This is a genomic window from Psychromonas sp. SA13A (assembly GCF_011378715.1).
GTDB lineage: Bacteria > Pseudomonadota > Gammaproteobacteria > Enterobacterales > Psychromonadaceae > Psychromonas.
Genome location: NZ_WTKU01000001.1, coordinates 1 through 19,853, shown reverse-complemented (window position 1 = coordinate 19,853; position 19,853 = coordinate 1). Strand labels below are relative to the sequence as shown.

At 37.8% G+C, this 19,853-nt stretch carries 23 protein-coding genes; 8 read left to right on the top strand and 15 right to left on the bottom strand.

The annotated features are described in order from the left end of the window. Window positions 1-62: 62 nt before the first annotated feature. Window positions 63-380 carry an AzlD domain-containing protein gene (locus GQR44_RS00115; RefSeq protein ID WP_166368009.1) on the bottom strand — a complete coding sequence of 106 codons (318 nt, stop codon included), beginning with the start codon at window positions 378-380 and terminating at the stop codon, window positions 63-65. Beyond that, window positions 377-1,087, bottom strand: coding sequence for an AzlC family ABC transporter permease (locus GQR44_RS00110; protein WP_166368007.1), 711 nt, complete (start codon window positions 1,085-1,087; stop codon window positions 377-379). The genes GQR44_RS00115 and GQR44_RS00110 overlap by 4 nt, the downstream gene beginning before the upstream one ends. 325 nt (window positions 1,088-1,412) lie before the next feature. On the opposite strand from GQR44_RS00110, the gene GQR44_RS00105 reads away from it, so the two are divergent. Next, window positions 1,413-1,703 carry a putative quinol monooxygenase gene (locus GQR44_RS00105; RefSeq protein ID WP_166368005.1) on the top strand — a complete coding sequence of 97 codons (291 nt, stop codon included), beginning with the start codon at window positions 1,413-1,415 and terminating at the stop codon, window positions 1,701-1,703. A 139-nt stretch (window positions 1,704-1,842) separates the two neighbouring features. On the opposite strand, the gene GQR44_RS00100 is transcribed toward GQR44_RS00105, so the two are convergent. Beyond that, window positions 1,843-2,736, bottom strand: coding sequence for a LysR family transcriptional regulator (locus GQR44_RS00100; RefSeq protein ID WP_166368003.1), 894 nt, complete (start codon window positions 2,734-2,736; stop codon window positions 1,843-1,845). 155 nt (window positions 2,737-2,891) lie between these two features. Between GQR44_RS00100 and GQR44_RS00095 the strand changes: the two genes are divergently transcribed. Further along, window positions 2,892-3,794 (top strand): pirin family protein, encoded by a 903-nt coding sequence (locus GQR44_RS00095; RefSeq protein ID WP_166368001.1) that lies wholly within the window; start codon window positions 2,892-2,894, stop codon window positions 3,792-3,794. A 105-nt stretch (window positions 3,795-3,899) separates the two neighbouring features. Continuing rightward, window positions 3,900-4,880 (top strand): glutathione S-transferase family protein, encoded by a 981-nt coding sequence (locus GQR44_RS00090; protein WP_166367999.1) that lies wholly within the window; start codon window positions 3,900-3,902, stop codon window positions 4,878-4,880. 188 nt (window positions 4,881-5,068) lie between these two features. Here GQR44_RS00090 and hemW read toward each other — a convergent pair whose 3' ends face one another. From hemW to GQR44_RS00055, 7 genes are all read right to left on the bottom strand, one after another. Next, window positions 5,069-6,211, bottom strand: coding sequence for a radical SAM family heme chaperone HemW (gene hemW, locus GQR44_RS00085; protein WP_166367997.1), 1,143 nt, complete (start codon window positions 6,209-6,211; stop codon window positions 5,069-5,071). 119 nt (window positions 6,212-6,330) lie between these two features. Continuing rightward, window positions 6,331-6,936 carry an XTP/dITP diphosphatase gene (locus GQR44_RS00080; RefSeq protein WP_166367995.1) on the bottom strand — a complete coding sequence of 202 codons (606 nt, stop codon included), beginning with the start codon at window positions 6,934-6,936 and terminating at the stop codon, window positions 6,331-6,333. 9 nt (window positions 6,937-6,945) lie between these two features. Continuing rightward, on the bottom strand, window positions 6,946-7,431 hold the full coding sequence (locus GQR44_RS00075) for a DUF4426 domain-containing protein (protein ID WP_240923524.1): 486 nt from the start codon (window positions 7,429-7,431) through the stop codon (window positions 6,946-6,948). Window positions 7,432-7,439: 8 nt separating this feature from the next. Beyond that, window positions 7,440-7,733 (bottom strand): DUF167 family protein YggU, encoded by a 294-nt coding sequence (yggU, locus tag GQR44_RS00070; protein WP_166367993.1) that lies wholly within the window; start codon window positions 7,731-7,733, stop codon window positions 7,440-7,442. Between the two features lie 30 nt (window positions 7,734-7,763). After that, the gene (locus tag GQR44_RS00065; RefSeq protein ID WP_166367991.1) at window positions 7,764-8,309 is read right to left on the bottom strand and encodes a YggT family protein; all 546 of its coding nucleotides are present in this window, start codon (window positions 8,307-8,309) and stop codon (window positions 7,764-7,766) included. 26 nt (window positions 8,310-8,335) lie between these two features. Beyond that, window positions 8,336-9,160 (bottom strand): pyrroline-5-carboxylate reductase, encoded by an 825-nt coding sequence (proC, locus tag GQR44_RS00060; RefSeq protein ID WP_166367989.1) that lies wholly within the window; start codon window positions 9,158-9,160, stop codon window positions 8,336-8,338. 21 nt (window positions 9,161-9,181) lie between these two features. Further along, on the bottom strand, window positions 9,182-9,874 hold the full coding sequence (locus GQR44_RS00055; protein ID WP_166367987.1) for a YggS family pyridoxal phosphate-dependent enzyme: 693 nt from the start codon (window positions 9,872-9,874) through the stop codon (window positions 9,182-9,184). 19 nt (window positions 9,875-9,893) lie between these two features. Here GQR44_RS00055 and GQR44_RS00050 point away from each other — a divergent pair, with 19 nt between their 5' ends. The 3 genes from GQR44_RS00050 to yaaA all read left to right on the top strand — a co-directional run bounded on the left by GQR44_RS00050 (window position 9,894) and on the right by yaaA (window position 12,901). After that, window positions 9,894-10,928 carry a type IV pilus twitching motility protein PilT gene (locus GQR44_RS00050; RefSeq protein ID WP_166367985.1) on the top strand — a complete coding sequence of 345 codons (1,035 nt, stop codon included), beginning with the start codon at window positions 9,894-9,896 and terminating at the stop codon, window positions 10,926-10,928. A 9-nt stretch (window positions 10,929-10,937) separates the two neighbouring features. After that, window positions 10,938-12,050 carry a PilT/PilU family type 4a pilus ATPase gene (locus GQR44_RS00045; RefSeq protein WP_205962909.1) on the top strand — a complete coding sequence of 371 codons (1,113 nt, stop codon included), beginning with the start codon at window positions 10,938-10,940 and terminating at the stop codon, window positions 12,048-12,050. 74 nt (window positions 12,051-12,124) lie between these two features. Continuing rightward, window positions 12,125-12,901, top strand: coding sequence for a peroxide stress protein YaaA (yaaA, locus tag GQR44_RS00040; RefSeq protein ID WP_166367981.1), 777 nt, complete (start codon window positions 12,125-12,127; stop codon window positions 12,899-12,901). 210 nt (window positions 12,902-13,111) lie between these two features. On the opposite strand, the gene GQR44_RS00035 is transcribed toward yaaA, so the two are convergent. From GQR44_RS00035 to GQR44_RS00025, 3 genes are all read right to left on the bottom strand, one after another. Next, complete coding sequence (locus GQR44_RS00035; protein ID WP_166367979.1) at window positions 13,112-13,912, bottom strand: Cof-type HAD-IIB family hydrolase; 801 nt, start codon at window positions 13,910-13,912, stop codon at window positions 13,112-13,114. Further along, window positions 13,900-14,991, bottom strand: a complete 1,092-nt coding sequence (locus tag GQR44_RS00030; protein WP_166367977.1) for an alpha/beta fold hydrolase — start codon at window positions 14,989-14,991, stop codon at window positions 13,900-13,902. Before GQR44_RS00030 ends, GQR44_RS00035 begins: the two co-directional genes overlap by 13 nt. Before the next feature lie 208 nt (window positions 14,992-15,199). After that, window positions 15,200-16,924 (bottom strand): proline--tRNA ligase, encoded by a 1,725-nt coding sequence (locus GQR44_RS00025; protein WP_166367975.1) that lies wholly within the window; start codon window positions 16,922-16,924, stop codon window positions 15,200-15,202. A 165-nt stretch (window positions 16,925-17,089) separates the two neighbouring features. Between GQR44_RS00025 and GQR44_RS00020 the strand changes: the two genes are divergently transcribed. Beyond that, window positions 17,090-17,629, top strand: coding sequence for a rhomboid family intramembrane serine protease (locus GQR44_RS00020; RefSeq protein ID WP_166367973.1), 540 nt, complete (start codon window positions 17,090-17,092; stop codon window positions 17,627-17,629). A gap of 3 nt (window positions 17,630-17,632) precedes the next feature. Here the strand turns inward: GQR44_RS00020 and tsaA are convergent, their stop codons facing one another. Then, complete coding sequence (gene tsaA / locus GQR44_RS00015) at window positions 17,633-18,355, bottom strand: tRNA (N6-threonylcarbamoyladenosine(37)-N6)-methyltransferase TrmO (RefSeq protein ID WP_166367971.1); 723 nt, start codon at window positions 18,353-18,355, stop codon at window positions 17,633-17,635. Continuing rightward, window positions 18,348-18,728, bottom strand: coding sequence for an Rcs stress response system protein RcsF (rcsF, locus tag GQR44_RS00010; protein ID WP_166367969.1), 381 nt, complete (start codon window positions 18,726-18,728; stop codon window positions 18,348-18,350). Before rcsF ends, tsaA begins: the two co-directional genes overlap by 8 nt. 84 nt (window positions 18,729-18,812) lie before the next feature. On the opposite strand from rcsF, the gene gmhB reads away from it, so the two are divergent. Further along, complete coding sequence (gmhB, locus tag GQR44_RS00005; protein WP_166367967.1) at window positions 18,813-19,364, top strand: D-glycero-beta-D-manno-heptose 1,7-bisphosphate 7-phosphatase; 552 nt, start codon at window positions 18,813-18,815, stop codon at window positions 19,362-19,364. Window positions 19,365-19,853: the final 489 nt, after the last annotated feature.

The following is a 19,853-nucleotide window of genomic DNA, read 5'->3' as shown; positions in this document are numbered from 1 at the left end:
CTAACTCGCGATAAATAAAAACCGATGCCCACAAAGCATCGGTTTTTTTGTTACAGCAATTTTTAAACCATCAAAAACTTTAATAACAAAAATACTAGCATGCCAAAGAAGATGGTTTTTAATAGGCTCTTTGTCACTAAGCTAATAATGACACTAATAATAGCGGCTAATAAATAAACATTACTGAAGCTGAAGTCCATTTCTCCAAAAGGCATCACCACTGCAGGCACTATGATTGCGGTTAAGACTGCAGGAGGAACAAATTTTAATGATTGTTGCATCCATACAGGGAAAGTAATTTTTCCTGCAAAAGCAAACATCACAAAGCGAATGCCAAAAGTGATCACAAACATTCCCAATATTAACCAAAACTCATTCATGCTTGCTCTCCTTGATTAATCGACATTTTCTGAAAATGAACAACAGATAAACCTGCGGAAACCCCGATTAATGCACTGATAATTAATCCTAATTTATTAGGTAAATAAGCAAAGTATAGTGAAGCAATAGCTGCACAGAACATTGCACTAAACATTGCCTTCGTATTTAAATAAGGGATCACCATGCCAATGAAAGTCACAGACATCGCAAACTCTAATCCCCAACTTGTCATATCTGGAATGATATTACCCAGTACTAAACCGATTGCCGTAGCTGAACTCCAAGTGATATAAAAGCTAAACATAGAGCCCAGATAAAAGAAGTGCGCAAATTGATGGTCGTCGCCTAATGGGGAGCCAGGTTGGTAACGTTGGCTCATATTAGCAAAGGTTTCATCGGTTAAACCAAAGGCTAATAGTGTGCGTAATGCAAATGGTAAATGGCTTACACGAGGCACTAATGCTGTGGCGTATAATAGATGGCGTAAATTGACCACAAAGGTGGTTAATAAAATAATCTCTAGCGGTGCTTGCACTGCAATTAATGCCAATACAATAAATTGAGCGGAGCCTGCAAATACAATGAGTGACATTGCCATGGTTGCCCAAACAGAAAGGCCACTGGTTGGCGCTAATGTGCCAAATAAAACACCAAAAGGAATTGCGCCTATGATCAATGGAATGGCAGCTTTGCAACCTGCTTTCATTTCGGCTTTTTTAAGCTGTTGGTGATTGATAGCACTCTCCTTGTGTAAATGGGTAGAATATTTGTAAGTGGTAAAATTACTGTATCACTACAATAGAATATTGCCCGTATTTGACCACAACAGAATGATTAATAAAACCTTCTTATTCATCTCAATAAATTATTTAATGATAAGTAGTTAACGAATTTGATTTTAAAATGTTTTAAGATGAATAATCCCTTTTTTGTATTGATAGCATTAAATGAAGGGGAGGATTGAACATCGTGGTGGTTATGCTTTACCAAAGATAATCGACTAATAAACTCAATTATTGAAAGGATTGTAAATGACAAATTTGACTATCGTTGCGAGTATTATTGTTAAACAAGGGCAGCGTGACTTTGTAAAAAGTGAAATGATTAAACTAATTGACCCAACACTCGTTGAAGCTGGCTGTGTGGAATATCGTTTACACCAGAATAATAATAACCTTGAGCACTTTCTTTTTTATGAATGTTGGCAATCTCGAGAAGCGTGGCAAAAACATAGGGAAAATGCGCATATGTCAGAATACCGCGCCGTGGTTGAAGGAGCTATCGAATCATTTGATGTCAGTGAAATGACTGAATTAAAATGATATTTAACCCGTTATAGCTTTAATATTAAACCTGCTCACTGGTAGGTTTATTGTTTTTACATCTTAGAATGATTACGGGTAATAGCGGATCTTATTAGTGATCATTTTCACTGCTTTCAATGTTTTATTCAAGGTCATGTCAGAGAGGTTTCTGTGCAAATTTATCACTGATGAAATCAATTAATAAACGGCAACGGTGAGATAAAAAACGTGTTTGTGGATAAACCGCATAGGCATGTAAATTGGGCAATTGATGATCCGTTAATATCGCGACTAATTCCCCGCTAGCGATGGCTTGATGAACAATAAAGAGTGGTAATGCTACAATTCCCTGCCCATTAATGGCGGACATTTTTAAAAAATCACCGTTATTCGCTTTAATTTTTGCACTGATATCAAGTTGATGTTGTTTATGCTGCGGGTCTTGGATGTGCAATTTATTGTGACCATTTTGGGTATATTGTAATAAACGATGTTGACTTAATTGTGCGAGATTTTTAGGTTGCCCATATTGTTTTAAATATTCAGGGCTTGCACATAAACAATGGCGGATCGTCGTTAGCCGTTTTGCTTTTAACGTTGAATCTTTTAAGTCTGAAATTCGAATAGCAAGCTCGTAGCCTTCTTCCACTAAGTCAACATGGCGATCAGAGAAGTCGATATCGATACAAAGGTTATCGTGCAATTGACTAAATTCATCAAGAATAGGCGCAAGGTGCGTTAAACCAAAAGACAAAGGGGCGGTTAAGCGTAATGTGCCTTCAATATTGGTGCTGATACCACTTGTTTGGGCATTTAATTCGGCTATATCATTAAGAATAGTTAACGCTTTTTGATAATAAATTCGCCCTGCATCGGTAAGGTGAGATTGGCGAGTGGTACGTGATAACAATTGCGTATCGAGTTGCTGCTCAAGTTCGACTAAGCGTCGACTCACGGCAGATTTTGCAATATCTAATTGCGCTGCTGCTTTACCAATGCCTCCCGCTTCTACGATACGAACAAACAGTGCCATGTTTTCCATCTGTCCCATTCATTGTTCTCCATATGGCAATTATAAATTCAAATTATTGCTGTTTATTGTTAATACTTCAACAGTTATGATTTGTTTATTGATAATATTTGATCATTAATAAGCTTTATCCATTAACAACCTTTATTCATTAACAGCAACAGGAGGAGGAAACGATGAATGCGATAACCGAATCTAATAGGCATGACGCACTTAATAAGTCAGATAATCGTAGTGAGCGGAGCATTAAAAAAATTGTTTCTGGTGTGAAAACATCCGATGGTGACGGTGTTAAGTTAACGCGTCTTATTGGCTCTTCACAGCTAGATATGTTAGATCCCTTTTTATTATTAGACTGTTTTGAAAGTGATCAGGCTGAAGACTATATTGGAGGCTTTCCTACTCATCCTCATCGAGGCTTTGAAACGGTGACATACCTGCTAAATGGTAAAATGCGCCATAAGGATAGCGCTGGTAATGAAGGCGTTATTGAACCCGGTGGTGTGCAATGGATGACCGCAGCTAGAGGTATTTTACATTCTGAAATGCCAGAGCAAGAATATGGTTTATTAAAAGGATTCCAGTTGTGGGTGAATCTGCCTAGCCATGCCAAAATGAATAAACCACAGTATCAAGAGTTTTTGCCAAACGCCATGGCACATGAGCAATCAAATAACGGAACAAAAATTAATGTGATAGCAGGAACGACTAATCAAGGAACCACTGGCGCCGTTACTAATGTTTATAGTGAACCTTTGTATTTAGATGTTCATTTACCTGAAGGGCAAGTATTAACACAATCGATTACGTTAAATCATAATGCATTCATTTATGTTATTGAAGGTGAGGTCAGCGTACAAAGTGCGGATCATTTTGATGCTATTGCAGCGACAAAGTTAGCTGTTTTAACTGACGGCGAGCAAGTTTCTATAGTAGGTGGGCAGCAAAGTAGCCGATTTTTATTAATCGCCGGTAAGCCTTTTAATGAGCCTGTTGCACGTCATGGACCTTTTGTTATGAATACAAGAGAGCAGTTATTACAGGCTTTTGATGATTTTAATCAGGGTAAGTTTGCCTAACTAAGCCAATCTAGCCAATCAAACTAAACTAAGCTTAACCAAACTAAACTCAGTAAAGCTTAACTTAGCCAAACTAAGCTTAGTCAAAAAATAGAGGAATATGTTATGGGATTATTAGTCGATGGACAGTGGCATAACCAGTGGTACGATACCAAATCAAGCAATGGTAAATTTGTTAGAAGTGAAGCACAATTTAGAAACTGGATCACCGCCGATGGTCAAGCTGGGCCAACCGGTAAAGCGGGCTTTAAAGCAGAAGCAGGGCGTTATCATTTATATGTTTCGTTAGCGTGTCCATGGGCGCATCGCACCTTGATCTTTAGAGAGCTAAAAGGTCTGCAATCCATGATTGATATCTCCGCAGTGAACTCTCTAATGGCTGAAGAGGGGTGGACCTTTAAGCCGGGACCAGGTGTAATTGAAGATACTGTTAATCATGTTTCACTGGTTCATGAATTATATACCTTGGCAGATGTGAATTATTCTGGGCGAGTGACTGTGCCGATTTTATGGGACAAACAACAAAAGACAATTGTGAGCAATGAATCGGCAGATATTATTCGAATGTTTAATAGTGCCTTTGATGGTATTGGTGCCAGTGAAGGAGATTATTATCCAGCATCTGTACACAATGAAATTAACGAAATAAATGATTGGATTTATAGTGATATTAATAATGGAGTGTATCGCGCAGGTTTTGCTACAACGCAAACGGCCTATGAAGAAGCGGTAAACGGTGTGTTCGAGGCTCTAGATAAATTAGAACTGCGTTTGAGTACACAACGTTATTTACTTGGTAAGCAATTAACCGAAGCAGACTGGCGCTTGTTTACTACTTTAATACGTTTTGATGCTGCCTATGTGGGACACTTTAAATGTAATAAAAAGCGCATTGCTGATTACCCATCACTGTCTCATTATGTTCGTGATTTATACCAGCATCCAGGCATAGCTAAAACAGTGGATATTGATTATATCAAAGCACATTATTACGGTTCACATGAAACCATTAACCCGACGCGAATTATTCCTGTTGGTCCTGATGTTGATTTTATGCAAGCACATGATCGATTACGCTTTGCTTAAACCAATTATTTTATAAAAATCTCTTTATAAAAAATACTTTATAAATCGAAGGTAAAGCTTAAAAGTAATGAAGTGATGCAATACAAGAAGTAATAAAATAGCCCTACATTCAACTTTCAATATTTTAAATTTAATATTAGGGCTATTTATATTGAGTTCAGTTTAGCTAAGTTAGTTGCTAAAACAGATTAGTCCATAAACATAGTCAATAACTCGTTCAAATATCTATGTCCTAATGGTGTTACTTGACAGGTGTCTGCTGATACTCGCATTAAGTTTTTCTCAGTAGCTTGTTGTAACTGCTTATCTAATACAGTACGTGTTAAACCGGTATAATCTTCAAATTCAGCCAATGGAATGTCTTCCATCAAACGTAATCGATTCATCATGTATTCAAAAACCAGCTCCTCTTTAGGGACTGTATTGTAATCATCCATATAAGCACGTTGCGGGTCTAAGTATCCTTTAGGGTGCTTTATCTTAGTGGTGCGAAGTACTTTATTTTCGAGGGGTAATGATATTTTACCGTGTGCACCACAACCAATTCCCAAATAATCACCAAAACGCCAATAATTTAAATTATGCTGACATTGCCAATTGTCTTGGCTGTAGCCCGATATTTCATATTGGTTGTAACCGTGTTCCGCTAATAATTTCACACCTGCTTCTTGAATATCCCATAGTGTTTCATCATCGGGTAAAGTAGGAGGGTGAGAAAAGTATTGTGTATTAGGTTCAATAGTCAGCTGATACCAAGATAGATGAGTTGGTTTTAAGGCAATCGCCGTTGCTAAGTCACTCATGGCATCTTCTAACGTTTGATTAGGTAGGCCATGCATTAAATCTAGGTTGAATGTTTTCATTCCTACATTATGTGCCTGTTTAGCTGCGGTTTTTGCTTCCTCTACACCATGAATTCGACCGAGTTTGGTGAGCTTATCTTGTTGGAAGCTTTGCACTCCAAAGGAAAAACGATTAATACCCGCTGTTTTGAAATCAGCAATTTTTTGGTTCTCAATGGCTCCTGGATTAGCTTCTAGGGTGATCTCTATGTTTTCACTAAAGGGAATAAGGTGCTGAATATTTTCTAATAACCATTGAATACCCGGTGCTGAAATTAAACTCGGTGTACCGCCTCCAATAAAAATACTGAATAAGTGACGTCCTTGTACAAAGCTTAAATCTTGTTTGAGATCGTCAATAAGCGCAGTTAAATATTCTTGTTCTGGGATCTCTCCTTTTAACTTATGAGAGTTAAAGTCGCAGTAAGGGCATTTTTCAATACACCAAGGAATATGCACATATAGGCTGAGCGGGGGAAGTTGTAACATTCATTTTTCCAAGCTAAAAAAAGCGACTGAATCAGTCGCTTTAAAAGTGAGTTTAAACGGTAATAATAAAGCTATCGTTTTATTGCCCATATTAATGGGCCTGTAAATTAAAATAGCGATTAAGCAGATAATTGCTTTTGTAGTAACGCGACTAATTGCGTTAGCGCTTTACCGCGATGGCTTAATTCACTTTTACGTTGTTTGCTTAATTGTGCAGAAGTTGATTGTTCGCTTTCAACCCAGAACACTGGATCATAACCAAATCCATTTTCACCGTCCACGGCTTCTGTAATACTACCTTCCCAAGTACCTTGGCAAATAATCGGCGTAGGATCTAACTCATGGCGTAGATAAACTAAAACACACTGAAAGCGCGCTTTACGCTGTTCAGCGTTAATGCCTTCCAGCTTATTTAATAGTTTATCAATGTTATCTTGATCTGTAGCTAATTTACCAGCATAACGAGCGGAATAAATTCCCGGTTGGCCATTTAGAAAATCAACTTCTAAACCTGAGTCATCGGCAATCGCGGGTAAACCTGTTAATTTTGCTGCATGTCTTGCTTTGATAATGGCATTTTCAACAAAGGTTGTACCTGTTTCTGGTACATCCGGCACATTAAACTTGCTTTGTGGTAATACCTCAATAGAAAAGCTATTTAATAATTCGCTCATCTCTTTTACTTTGCCTTGATTGCCGGTGGCAAGTACCCATTTTTGTTTCATGTTCTGTCCTTAATCAACATAGAATTTATGTTGAAACTTAAGTGTGTTCGATTTCTTTTCTGTTTTAACATTGATTTCAAAATTAACAATTTCTTCATTAGTAAAAGGGTATTCAGCGAGATAATAAATCGCTTTACCTTCTTTTATCTGCCTAAACTCAAGCTGATGAGTTTGGCCGATTAAGTTTTTTCCCGTACCTTTTAACGTCGCTTCAACGGCTTGTTTATTCTGTTTACTATTAAGAACAGAAATATTTAATAACCCATTATTCTTACTGCGTTTGATATTGTATTGAGTGGCAATACTTGGCTCAATAAAAGTACTTGGTAGGGCAATGTAGTGCACTTCTAGGTTAGCAAATTGTTTAAACTGGTCTGCTGTTGCCTGCAAGCTTGTAAATAATAATGTAGTGAGTAATAACGTATTAAATACGAACCCTTTAAACACTGAGCCTTTGGTTATCATTTTTTTAGGTAATACTATTGAGTTAAACATATAATCCCTTATTGTGAAAAAATAGAAGGTAGGTTTTTAGGCTGTTTAATACGCACTAATTTATGTCGACTTTGTAAGCCTTTTTCTACATTAATTGCACTTTTTGCTACTTTAAATTGTTTACTTAAAAACTTCACTAAGTGAGCATTCGCTTTGCCATCAACGGGCGGTGCAGTAATGGCTATTTTTAACTCTTCACCATGCTGTCCAACAAATTGATCGCGGCTTGCTTTAGGTTGTAAGTAAAGGCGAAGCACTAAGTCCTCGCCTTGATATGAGTAATAACTTGGTATTTGGCTCATTTATTACTACACCACTTTTTCATTTATAAATTAACCCAATATTTGAGCTAATAGATCGTTGAATAATTTTTCTAAAAATTGTAAACCTAACAATACCACAAGCATTGATAAGTCTAAGCCGCCCATTGCAGGAATAACGCGACGCACTGGGCTTAAAAGTGGCTCAGTTAATTGAATCATTACTGCTTCAATTGGATTTTGCCCTTTACTTACCCAGCTTAAAATAGCGCGTATCACTAATATCCAAAAAAGCAGTTTGAATGTGGTGGTGATAACAATTGCCAGAGCTGAAATCAACATTGCTACAACGGTGATATCAAAGTTTATCACTAGGCTCAATACAAATATTTTGGCCACGGCAACTACAAATGCAAAGATAATCGTCGCAACGTCTAAGCCACCCAATCCTGGAATAAAGCGACGCAGAGGGGCAACAACTGGTTGTGTTGCTTTCACAATAAATTGGCTAAATGGATTATAAAAATCTGCGCGTGCGAGTTGTAACCAGACACGCAATAAAACCACCATAAGATACAGGTCAAATAGAGTATCGATTAAAAAATTAACTGCATTCATTTACTTACTACCTCGTTATAGGACTATTAAAATAGTTTTTCCATTTCTTCACCACGGTCGGATGCTGCTTGCATTGCTTTGGCAACAATCTCAGGCAAACCCTGTTCATTAAAAGTACGTACTGCTTCAGCCGTTGTACCACCTTTAGATATTACGTTGTTTCGTAAAGTTGTTAAATCCAAGTGTTGATTTTGTTTTACCATCTCAGCACTACCAATCGCAGATTGTTGCACTAACAGACGCGCATCGGCTTCACTAAACCCCATTTCGATGGCTTTTTTCTGCATCGATTCCATAAATAGGAAAAAATAAGCAGGGGCTGAACCGGCTGCTGCAATTACTGCATTAATTTGTGATTCTTGTTCAACCCATACAATTTCACCGACAGCACTCATCAATTCACCTGCGAAGTGTTTATCTTGTTCAGTTGCTTGTTTTGAAGCAAATAACCCTGTCATGCCTTTTTGCAAAAGAGATGGCGTATTAGGCATAGTACGGATCACAGCCGTTTCTTTACCTAAAATAGATTGAAAACGTGATACTGAAACACCGGCTGCAATAGAGATTATTAATTTATTAGTGAGATCAACACCGTCATCAACAAGCGCTTGGCAAACATCTGCCATCATTTGCGGTTTAACACCTAATACGATCACATCAGCCCATTGTGCTGATTGTTTATTATCTTGGCTGCTTGTAATTGAAAGTTCAGTTACCAATTTTTGGGTGTTGGTTAAGCTGGGTGCTGATGCACAGATTAATTCTGCTGGGTAACCGCCTTTTACTAAGCCGTTAATAATACTACCCGCCATATTACCTGCACCAATGAAGGTGATTTTTTTATGCTGCATTATCTTTTCCTTACTGTTAATTTATCTTGCGCCAAATATATCGGTGCCAATTCTCACCATAGTACTACCACAGGCAATCGCACTTTCCAAGTCACCACTCATGCCCATCGATAATGTATCAATGTCTGGATATTGTTGTTGTAATGTTTGATAAATATCATGTAGCGCAGTGAATTGTTGTTCTATTATTTTCGGGTCATCGCTATTTTGTGGAATAGCCATAATGCCACGCAGTTTTAAACGCGGTAGACCCTGAACTTGTTCTGCTAATTCAATGACCTGTGATAGCGTGGTGCCGGATTTACTTTCCTCACCACTGATATTAACTTGCAAACAAATATTAAGTCTTGGCATATCAACAGGGCGTTGTTGATTCAAGCGCTCTGCTATTTTCAAGCGATCAACACTTTGTACCCAGTCAAAATTTTCCGCAACTGGGCGAGTTTTATTCGATTGTAGTGGGCCAATAAAATACCAAAAAATAGGTCTGTCAAATTCGCTATCTTGTTTAATTTGTTGAATTTTTTCTATGCTTTCTTGCACATAATTTTCTCCAAAGTGAGATAATCCCTGTGCAAAAGCTTGTTTGATCAACGAAACTGGCTTGGTTTTGCTGACAGCAAGTAACTGAACTTCGCCTTCGCGCATTGCTTTTATGCTAGCTTGAGCTATTTTTTGTTCTACTGCTTCGATATTGTTAGATATATTAGTCATATTATTAGGATTTTAAATTATGGATATAACGGAATTATTAGCCTTTAGTGTAAAGCATAAAGCATCAGATCTACACCTTTCTGCAGGTGTTCCTCCAATGATTCGAGTTGATGGAGAGGTACGCAAAATAAATGTTCCTGCATTAGAGCATAAAGAAGTAAACAATTTAATCTACGACATCATGGATGATAAGCAACGTAAGGACTTTGAAGAACAGCTAGAAACTGACTTTTCCTTTGAAATTCCAGACCTTGCTCGTTTTCGTGTTAATGCTTTTAATCAAAATCGTGGGGCTGGTGCAGTATTTCGTACGATCCCAAGTAAAGTGTTAACGTTAGAAGAAATTAATGCGCCTCCCATTTTTAAGAAAATTTCTGACTTGTCACGTGGTTTAGTTCTAGTGACTGGGGCAACAGGGTCTGGTAAGTCAACGACCTTAGCGGCCATGATTGATTATATTAATGATCATCGCCATGAGCACATTCTAACCATTGAAGACCCTATTGAGTTTGTGCATGAATCTAAAAAAGCATTGATCAATCAACGCGAAGTTCATAAAGATACTCTAAGTTTTGAAAGTGCATTACGTAGTGCATTACGTGAAGATCCCGATGTTATTTTGGTGGGGGAGATGCGTGATTTAGAAACCATTCGTTTGGCTTTAACGGCAGCAGAAACAGGGCACTTAGTATTTGGCACATTACATACCACGTCAGCAGCCAAAACCGTTGACCGTATTGTAGATGTATTCCCCGCCGCAGAAAAAAGCATGGTTCGTTCGATGTTATCAGAGTCTTTACGTGCGGTTATTTCTCAAACATTACTGAAAAAACACGGTGGTGGACGAGTCGCCGCACATGAAATTATGATGGGGATCCCAGCAATCCGTAACTTAATTCGTGAAGATAAAGTAGCGCAAATGTACTCGGTTATCCAAACGGGTATGGTACATGGTATGCAAACACTGGATCAAAGCTTGCGTAATTTAGTTAGTCAAGGCACTGTTTCTTATGAAGATGCTGCGACCAAAGCGATGGATCCAAAATCACTCTAGGAAATGCTAATGCTCGATGAGTTATTAAGTGAGTTGGTCAAGAAAAAAGCCTCTGATTTATATATTGCGGTGGGGTTGCCGCCTACGATTAAGGTCAATGGTAAGCTAATATCGTTAAACGATCAGAGTCTAACTGAGGACGGAATATATAATTTACTGGCCGAAGTGGTCGAAACAGAACGTATTACTGAATTCAAAAAGAAAAAAGAAGCGAACTTTGCGCTTAACTTACTGGATATTGGTCGTTTTCGTGTCAGTGCTTTTATGCAAAAAGATACGCCGAGTATGGTTATTCGGCATTTAAAAAGTAAGATCCCAACCTTCGAAGAATTATTTTTACCAGAGCAATTAAAAAAAACCTGCATGGAAAAGCGAGGCTTGATTTTATTTGTGGGCGCTACTGGTTCCGGTAAATCTACAACTCAAGCAGCTATGATTGGTTATCGCAATCAGCATGCATCAGGCCATATATTAACCGTTGAAGACCCGATCGAATTTGTGCATGAACATGGCCGTTCAGTGGTGACACAACGTGAAGTTGGGCTTGATACGGAATCTTTTGAAGAGGCATTACGTAATTCATTACGCCAAGCGGCTGATGTCATTGTACAAGGTGAAATTCGTACTTATGAGACCTTACACCATGCAATTACATTTGCTGAAACGGGGCATTTATGCATGGGGACTTTACATGCTAATAATGCAAATCAAGCTTTAGATCGTATGCTGCGCATGGTGCCAGAGGAAACTCAACGTCAGTTTTTGTTTGATCTATCAATCAATTTAACTGCGGTGATTGCGCAGCACCTAATTCCCACTTCAGATGGAAAAGGTAGTATTGCAGCTTTTGAAATTATGCTTAATACACCTACATTAGAAGAAGCGATTCGTAATGGTGACCTGCATTTATTAAAAGATATTATGAAGGTTTCGGGGACCTATGGAATGCAAACCTTTGATCAGGCATTATTACGTTTATATTTAGAGGGGAAAATTGGTTATAATGAAGCTTTAGCTCATGCTGATTCTGCCAATGATCTACGCTTGAGAATTAAGTTAAAAGCAAAAGAGAATGGAATAACTACTAATTCTGAGACGTTAAGTGATCTCCATATCGTCTGATATCCGTTGATTAAATGATAGCCCAAACAAAGCGAACTTATTGATCGCTTTGTTTTTATAGATTAGGAAAAAACATGATAGTTGTAATATCTCCAGCCAAAACGTTAGACTTTGAAACTCCTGCCACAACATCGGAGTTTACCACTGCAAATTTATTAGAGCAGAGTCAGTTATTAATAAATCGTTGCCAACAATTATCAATGCAAGACGTAGCTTCATTAATGAAAGTGAGTGATAAAATTGCAGGATTAAATGTTGCTCGCTTTGCAGAGTGGAAAAAACCTTTGAAGTTAGAAAATAACGCCAAGCAATGTTTATTTGCTTTTAAAGGTGATGTTTATACTGGTTTAGAAGCGGAAACATTAAGCGATAACGCATTACAGTATGCGCAACAGAATTTGCGAATATTATCAGGCTTATACGGGTTATTGCGCCCATTAGATTTAATGTTAGCTTACCGACTTGAAATGGGAACACGTTTAGATAATGAACGAGGTACTAACCTTTATCAGTTTTGGGGTGATTTAATCACTGAGCAGCTGAATTTTAATTTAACGGCACAAGATTCACCATATCTGGTTAACCTTGCTTCCAATGAATATTTTAAAGCGGTAAAAACAAAGGCATTAAAAGCTACTGTGATCACGCCTATTTTTAAAGATCAAAAAAATGGTCAATATAAAGTAATTAGTTTTTATGCTAAAAAAGCGCGTGGATTAATGGCTCGCTATATTATGGAGAATGAAATTACTGATATTAAACAATTAAAAGAGTTTACTGTCGGCGGGTATTATTTTGTAGCTGCAGCATCCACTGAGACCGATTTAGTCTTTCAACGTGATGAGCAATAATAATTAATTGATGAATAGTAGAAAGCCCAGTTATGGAGTCAGTTCAAGTGGCTCCTAAAACGTGGGCTTTTTAATTGTTATTGGTTCTCGATTTTAATTGCCAGAAGCTTTAATCTTAAAATAAAAAATATTTTCAGGTTAAAGCTCAGCGTAGTGTTCTTGTAATGACTTATTCCATACTTTTCTATTTTAAATTAACGTTATTCAGTGCTATTCAGAGCAATTTAATAGAGCATCAAGTTTTACTGCAACACCCTGATCTTTAGAAGATACCGTTACTTCAGCATCGGGTAATGCTTTCAATAAATCTTTTTGAGCATTGGCCATCAAGATTGCCTTGCCTGCACTGCGTAACATCTCCACATCATTCATTCCATCACCAAAAGCAATACACTGTTGAGTATTTAAGTTCATGGTTTTTAAGACAGCATCCACCGCAGCACCTTTATTAGTGGTTGCTTCCATGACTTCTAAACATTTATCTAGTGAGAAAGTCAGGTTAACTCTGCCTGCAAATTGTTGCTTCAACTGTTTGTAAATAACATCCAATTTATCTCTTTCTCCCCAGAAGAATATTTTGATGGTATTCGATTTATCTATTTTTTTTAAATCAACAGCCTGACAATAAAAAGCGCTATCAATGGTCATTCCTACTAATTCTTGAAGAGAAAAATTAGCATACCATTGATGGTCAGTGAATAAGTTTATTTGTACCGTTGGGTCAAAGTCTTGCTCGCAAATAGCGGTTGCAATATCAGTCGGTAAATTTTGTTTTAAAATAATATCACCTGTTTTGTTATGCACTCGTGCACCATTTGAGGTGATCAAATAAATAGGGTCGCCTAACTCCTCTTGTATTTTCTTTGCTTCTATATAATGGCGGCCTGTTGCAATAACAAATTTTCTACCGTCTTGTAACCAACGATCAATACTTTCTTTAGTTTGTGCTGATACTTTATGATCTGGACCGAGTAATGTGCCATCAAGATCTGAAATAGCTATTTTGTACATGTCAGCTTACCTTGTTGAGATTGTTTGAAAAAATCAAGTACTGCAGCGATAGCAGGTATCCTGTATTTATCTTGTTCTAATAATAATTCATGCTTTGCATTAACAACTTCTATAAATTGGTTGTGTTCGCAGCGCTGATTATTTGCAAAAAATGCCTGTTGTCCTTCTGCTTTCACAATCGAGTCAGCACCAGCTTGAACAATGATCATAGGGATATCGATTTGCGAAGCTTGTTGAATCGCTTTTTCACTGGCGTATAAACTTTCATTCACCCAGCGCATGCTGGGTCCCCCAAGTTGAGTTTTAGTGTTTATTTCAAAAGTGTTCAATGCCGAGTGATAACGTTTTTCACTGCTGGTTAAACTGTTACCTTCAAAAGGGGTACTAAAGTAAGGACCTGAACCTGGGGCATAACATGCTAAATCACTAAACCAAGTGCAGATTAAATCACTCATATAACTGATGAACTTAGCAAGAAAAGTAGGCAGAGCACCTAGGTTGATAGAAAACATGGGACTAAAAAATGCACTTGCTTGAAAAGGGTGTGCTTGTTGTTGCAGATACAGCGCACTAATAGTGCCGCCCATTGAGTGAGATAATAAAAAACGTGAATGGTATTTTGTGTCTAATTGTAATGTTTCAACAAAAGTCGCTAAATCTACCACATAATCTTGAAATGCTTGCACATGGCCACGATGCGCATCTCCGCCAAGGCGACTAGATAAACCTTGACCTCGATGGTCAATTAAAAAAATATCATACCCCTGTTGGCTTAATTCAAAAGCGAGCTCTTTATATTTGAGTGTGGACTCATTTCTACCTTGGCTGATCACCACTGCGTTAGCTTGTCCAGTTTTAATATGAACGGTATGGATAGTGCCACCATTGATACTTTCAAAGGTTTTTACTTTAGCATTCTCATCCCAAAATCGATTAATTGTGGGTGAGAATTGGTCATCAAGCAGTGCTTCTGTATTAAGGAGGTATTTATTATCTAGAAAACTTTCAGTCTTACTTTCTAGTTTTGCTTTATCTTCTAACTGTGTCTTATCTTCTAACTGTATTTTATCTTCTAACATAGTAGGGCTGGCCTGCATTGTTGGATGAAACAATATGGATAGAATAGGCAACAACCTTACAATACGAATTAAGCACACCATATAACACCCATTTCTAGTCCAATGATTTTTAATCTTAATGTAATGTAGCACAATCATGAACCCATATTTTAGGCATAAAAAAACCACACTTCAGAAGTGTGGTCTATTAATCAGAGTTGAATAAGGTTTACTTTGCTAATTTTGCTTTAATAAACGCAGTCACTTCTTCAATCTTAACTTCTTGTTTTTCGCCAGAAGCACGATCTTTATATTCGATAACACCGTTATCAATACTACGGTCGCCAATGACTAGTGTATGTGGGATACCAATCAGCTCTGCATCGGCAAACATAATACCAGGGCGTTCTTTACGATCATCTAACAGTACTTCAATACCGGCTGCTTGTAACTCTGCGTAATATTGTTCTGCTAAATCAGCAACACGATGTGATTTTTTCATGTTCATTGGCACAATCACAACGGAGAAAGGCGCAAGTACATCATTCCAGATAATGCCATTTTCATCATTGTTTTGCTCAATCGCTGCTGCCACAATGCGTGAAATACCAACACCGTAACAACCCATGGTCATCACTTGGTTTTTGCCTTGTTGATTTAATACTGCTGCATTCATTGCCTGCGCATAAGTATCGCCTAATTGGAAAATATGGCCCACTTCAATACCGCGTGCTATCGATAGCGTACCTTGACCACATGGACTTGGATCCCCTTCAACCACGTCACGTAAATCTGCGACTTCATAATCTGTAATATCACGATCCCAGTTAACACCTGTTAAATGCTTACCAGTTTCATTGGCACCACAAACAAAGTCTGCTAGTTTTTCAGCTGCACGGTCAACGATAGTGCGGATAGTCAAGCCTTTAGGTCCAATTGAACCCGCTTCACAATTTGCTGTTTCTAGAATTTGTTGAGCATTGGCAAAACACAGTGGACTTGCAATGCCTTCAATATGTTCAACTTTGATTTCATTTAAGTTGTGGTCACCACGTAATACTAATGCAATTACTGGAATAGTTTTGCCTTCCTCTGCCTCGCCTTGCACTAATAATGTTTTAATAACTTGTGAAGGAGCAATGTTAAGTAACTGACTAACATCTTCAATTGTATGTGCAGTAGGTGTGTCGATAACGTTAATATCTGCGGTGGCTGCTGGGCGATCAAATGCAGGTGCAATAGCCTCTGCTTTTTCAATGTTTGCTGCGTAATCACTTTGATTTGAAAATACGATAGCATCTTCACCACTCTGCGCTAACACATGGAATTCATGCGAAGCACTACCACCGATACTACCTGTATCTGCAATTACTGCGCGGTATTCTAAACCTAAGCGATCAAAGATTCTGCAGTAGGCATCAAACATAGTTTGATAAGTTTTTTCTAAACACTCTTGATCCAAATGGAAAGTGTAAGCGTCTTTCATGGTGAATTCACGTGTACGCATCACACCAAAGCGCGGGCGAGTTTCGTCACGGAATTTAGTTTGAATTTGAAATAAGTTTAATGGTAACTGTTTGTAGCTATTAACTTCTTTACGTACTAATTCAGTGATCACTTCTTCATGCGTTGGTCCTAAAACAAAATCACGGTTGTGACGATCTTTTATACGCAACAATTCTCCACCAAATTTATCCCAACGCCCTGACTCTTGCCATAAATCAGCAGGCTGCACAACTGGCATTAAAATTTCTACAGAACCAGCACGTTCCATTTCTTCTCGTACAATGTTTTCTACTTTACGTAAAACACGTAAACCAGTTGGTAACCAAGTATACAATCCCGATGCTATCTTGCGGATCATACCTGCGCGTAACATCAGCTGGTGGCTGGCAATTACTGCATCACTTGGTGCTTCTTTTTGAGTGGATAATAAATAATTGGTAGTACGCATGGTGATCCTTGTTGATAGTTAGCTATCGTATTGCGAATATAAAAGTTGGCTGATTTTAACAGTCGAATGCTGTGGACTAAAGCATTGTTAATCGATTTATCTAAATAATATTGTTTTTTTAGCTGGAATTTAGTTAGTTTTAGAGACTAACTGAGAGGAACCCCTATGCAACGTTACTTAAAGCCAGCAAAACACAGTTTGATCATCATGTTGATATGCGTTGTTTTACTATTGATTAATGGCATTTTCATCGTTAACCGTTTTGGTATTGTACCTCGAGAAGTAAGTCATTTATCTGGTATTGCCTTTGCACCTTTCCTGCACGGTGATTGGGCTCATTTATTAAGCAATTTTTTTCCTTTTGTTATTTTTTCAAGCTTGATTGGTTTACATAGCTTAAAGCGCTTTTGGACGGTCTTTATTTTATCGATATTAATGACCGGCAGTTTAGTTTGGTTATTTGCGCGGGGGGAGAGCATTCATATCGGAATGAGTGGCGTGGTGTATGCAATGTGGGGGTATTTAATCGTCTATGGTGTTTTGAAAAAGCACTTTAGAGATATCATCGTGTCTATTTTAGTTTTAGTGCTCTACGGTGGTTTAGTGTTTGGCGTGTTACCAAGTGCACCTAATGTTTCCTATGAAAGTCACTTTTTCGGTGCATTGGCTGGTGGAGTTTTAGGTTATTTTTTGTCGAAACGCTAATCATTAAACATAGTCAACGGATAGCACTGTGATCGTTGAGGCTGTACATTGCCATTTGATATTAAAATCAGAAAGAAGCATCCCATAAATCTTATTATCGGCTTTCGACTTTTTATAAGCAGGGCGAGGATCCTGTTGTAACACCTCTTTAATAAATAGCTGTAGGCCCGAGTAATGTGATGGCAGTGATTGAAGCTGTGATACGGCATCTTGACTAAAATCTACCGCTAATAGCTTTTCCGGTGATGTTTGTGCAAAACCTGCTTTAGCATTAGGTATCGAGTCGGCATAGGGAATATATGGCTTTATATCTATAATCGGAGTGCCATCGACCAAGTCGATACTGCTTAATGAAAGAAATATTTTTCCATCTCGTTGTATCACCCCATGATACTCAACTAATGATAAGCCAATATTATTGGGCCGATTAGGACTGCGAGTTGCAAATATACCAACACGTTTATTCCCGCCTAAGCGTGGTGGGCGTACTGTAGGGCTCCATGTAATATCAGTATCAAAACTTGGTGCATTTTTATGAAATTCAAAAACCAACCATAAATGGCTAAACGCTTCCAACCCATTAAAGGCATTAACATCATCATAGGGTGGCAGCATCTCTAATTCTGCTTTGGCGCTTACTACTAGCCCTGGTTGCCTAGGCACTGCAAATTTCTCTTTATAGGGAGAATGAGTTATTGCTATCACTTGATGTTGGTAACTAGTCATTAGTAGGCGCTTCAACATTTAAAGCGCGTCCGTAACAAATTACATTACTGACACAGGTTTCATCTTGCTTGAAATTAATACAAGATTGAAAAACAACTCCATTTGCATTCATGTCTGCTGCATTGATTCTGGCTTTTGTACGAGCTTCTTTTTCACTTGCGGGTAGGTCGATGGTAGCCTCTTGGCAACTACTTCCTTCAACAGCACCCAATACCGTATATTCGAGATCAAGTAGTTCCTTTTTGTCATAAACCGTGACTTGTGAAGGCTTGAAATAAGTATCAAAGTTTTCTTTATCAACATTTGAATTAAATTGGTAATTACTACAACCTGATAGTAGGCCAATAAAAGCTAGAGTTATAAGTCTATTCATTGTCGTCACTCTTTATTAATAGTAGGGGATAATAATGGATGGCATAATAACATCATTAAACATCCCAGAACTAGAGAAGTGAAAATGAGTAAATTAAAACCCGCAGTATTTTTAGATAGAGATGGCGTTATTAATAAAGATAGCGGTTACGTTTCAGAGATAGACGACTTTGAGTTTATAGAAGGTGCTATTGAAGCGTGTATCGAATTCAAGAAAAAAGGATATCTGTTAGTTGTGATAACCAATCAATCAGGTATTGCTCGTGGTTTGTTCTCTGAAGATCAATTCCATACATTAACGGAATGGATGGATTGGTCATTAGCGGATCGTGGTGTTGATTTAGATGGTATCTATTATTGCCCTCACCACAATACAGAGGGTAAAGGTGAATTCAAAGTTGATTGTGAATGCCGTAAACCAAAACCTGGCATGTTAATGAATGCGATTGCGGACCTTAATATAGATATAGAAACATCAATTTTGATTGGCGACAAAGTGTCTGACTTACAAGCAGGCATAGCAGCAGGCATTAAAACAAACTATTTAGTGCGTACTGGTAAAGCAATAACAGAAGAAGGTGAAAGTTTAGCATCAGCTATCTTCGATGATTTGACTACAGTTGTTAAAAATATTTAATAACTCTGTGGATAAGTTGCATATATTTGTGTGTAACTTGTGCTCAAGAACAGTATAAAAATTAATTGCAAATAATCGTAATAAAACACTTGCCAATGTGATCTCAATCCCTATAATGCGACCCCACAGACACGGGGTGTAGCGCAAGTTACTCAGCGAGTTTGAGAATAGTTTTTAACGTATTAACGCTTCGTCGTTCGCTTCGAAATTAAGTTAAATTAAAACGTTGACAATGTTCGAAAGGCGCGTAATATACGCCGCCTAGCCGCAAGGCACGCTCTTTAACAATTTAATCAAACAATCTGTGTGAGCACTTGTTGTTGATGTGATTTCAAAAAAATCAAAGTCCTACTTGTTAGGCAACATCAATAATAGTGACACACGAAATAATTCATTTACATTGAAAGATTTATCTTTCAATGAATAACGAAGCGAATGAACTTGTTCAATCGCAGTTATTTCAGAATAATAAATTGTTAGTTTCTTATA

Coding starts and splice junctions, on each gene's coding strand:
- GQR44_RS00115 (WP_166368009.1), bottom strand. CDS start 380: ATGAATGAGTTTTGGTTAATATTGGGAATGTTTGTGATCACTTTTGGC.
- GQR44_RS00110 (WP_166368007.1), bottom strand. CDS start 1,087: ATGAAAGCAGGTTGCAAAGCTGCCATTCCATTGATCATAGGCGCAATT.
- GQR44_RS00105 (WP_166368005.1), top strand. CDS start 1,413: ATGACAAATTTGACTATCGTTGCGAGTATTATTGTTAAACAAGGGCAG.
- GQR44_RS00100 (WP_166368003.1), bottom strand. CDS start 2,736: ATGGGACAGATGGAAAACATGGCACTGTTTGTTCGTATCGTAGAAGCG.
- GQR44_RS00095 (WP_166368001.1), top strand. CDS start 2,892: ATGAATGCGATAACCGAATCTAATAGGCATGACGCACTTAATAAGTCA.
- GQR44_RS00090 (WP_166367999.1), top strand. CDS start 3,900: ATGGGATTATTAGTCGATGGACAGTGGCATAACCAGTGGTACGATACC.
- hemW (WP_166367997.1), bottom strand. CDS start 6,211: ATGTTACAACTTCCCCCGCTCAGCCTATATGTGCATATTCCTTGGTGT.
- GQR44_RS00080 (WP_166367995.1), bottom strand. CDS start 6,936: ATGAAACAAAAATGGGTACTTGCCACCGGCAATCAAGGCAAAGTAAAA.
- GQR44_RS00075 (WP_240923524.1), bottom strand. CDS start 7,431: ATGTTTAACTCAATAGTATTACCTAAAAAAATGATAACCAAAGGCTCA.
- yggU (WP_166367993.1), bottom strand. CDS start 7,733: ATGAGCCAAATACCAAGTTATTACTCATATCAAGGCGAGGACTTAGTG.
- GQR44_RS00065 (WP_166367991.1), bottom strand. CDS start 8,309: ATGAATGCAGTTAATTTTTTAATCGATACTCTATTTGACCTGTATCTT.
- proC (WP_166367989.1), bottom strand. CDS start 9,160: ATGCAGCATAAAAAAATCACCTTCATTGGTGCAGGTAATATGGCGGGT.
- GQR44_RS00055 (WP_166367987.1), bottom strand. CDS start 9,874: ATGACTAATATATCTAACAATATCGAAGCAGTAGAACAAAAAATAGCT.
- GQR44_RS00050 (WP_166367985.1), top strand. CDS start 9,894: ATGGATATAACGGAATTATTAGCCTTTAGTGTAAAGCATAAAGCATCA.
- GQR44_RS00045 (WP_205962909.1), top strand. CDS start 10,938: ATGCTCGATGAGTTATTAAGTGAGTTGGTCAAGAAAAAAGCCTCTGAT.
- yaaA (WP_166367981.1), top strand. CDS start 12,125: ATGATAGTTGTAATATCTCCAGCCAAAACGTTAGACTTTGAAACTCCT.
- GQR44_RS00035 (WP_166367979.1), bottom strand. CDS start 13,912: ATGTACAAAATAGCTATTTCAGATCTTGATGGCACATTACTCGGTCCA.
- GQR44_RS00030 (WP_166367977.1), bottom strand. CDS start 14,991: ATGTTAGAAGATAAAATACAGTTAGAAGATAAGACACAGTTAGAAGAT.
- GQR44_RS00025 (WP_166367975.1), bottom strand. CDS start 16,924: ATGCGTACTACCAATTATTTATTATCCACTCAAAAAGAAGCACCAAGT.
- GQR44_RS00020 (WP_166367973.1), top strand. CDS start 17,090: ATGCAACGTTACTTAAAGCCAGCAAAACACAGTTTGATCATCATGTTG.
- tsaA (WP_166367971.1), bottom strand. CDS start 18,355: ATGACTAGTTACCAACATCAAGTGATAGCAATAACTCATTCTCCCTAT.
- rcsF (WP_166367969.1), bottom strand. CDS start 18,728: ATGAATAGACTTATAACTCTAGCTTTTATTGGCCTACTATCAGGTTGT.
- gmhB (WP_166367967.1), top strand. CDS start 18,813: ATGAGTAAATTAAAACCCGCAGTATTTTTAGATAGAGATGGCGTTATT.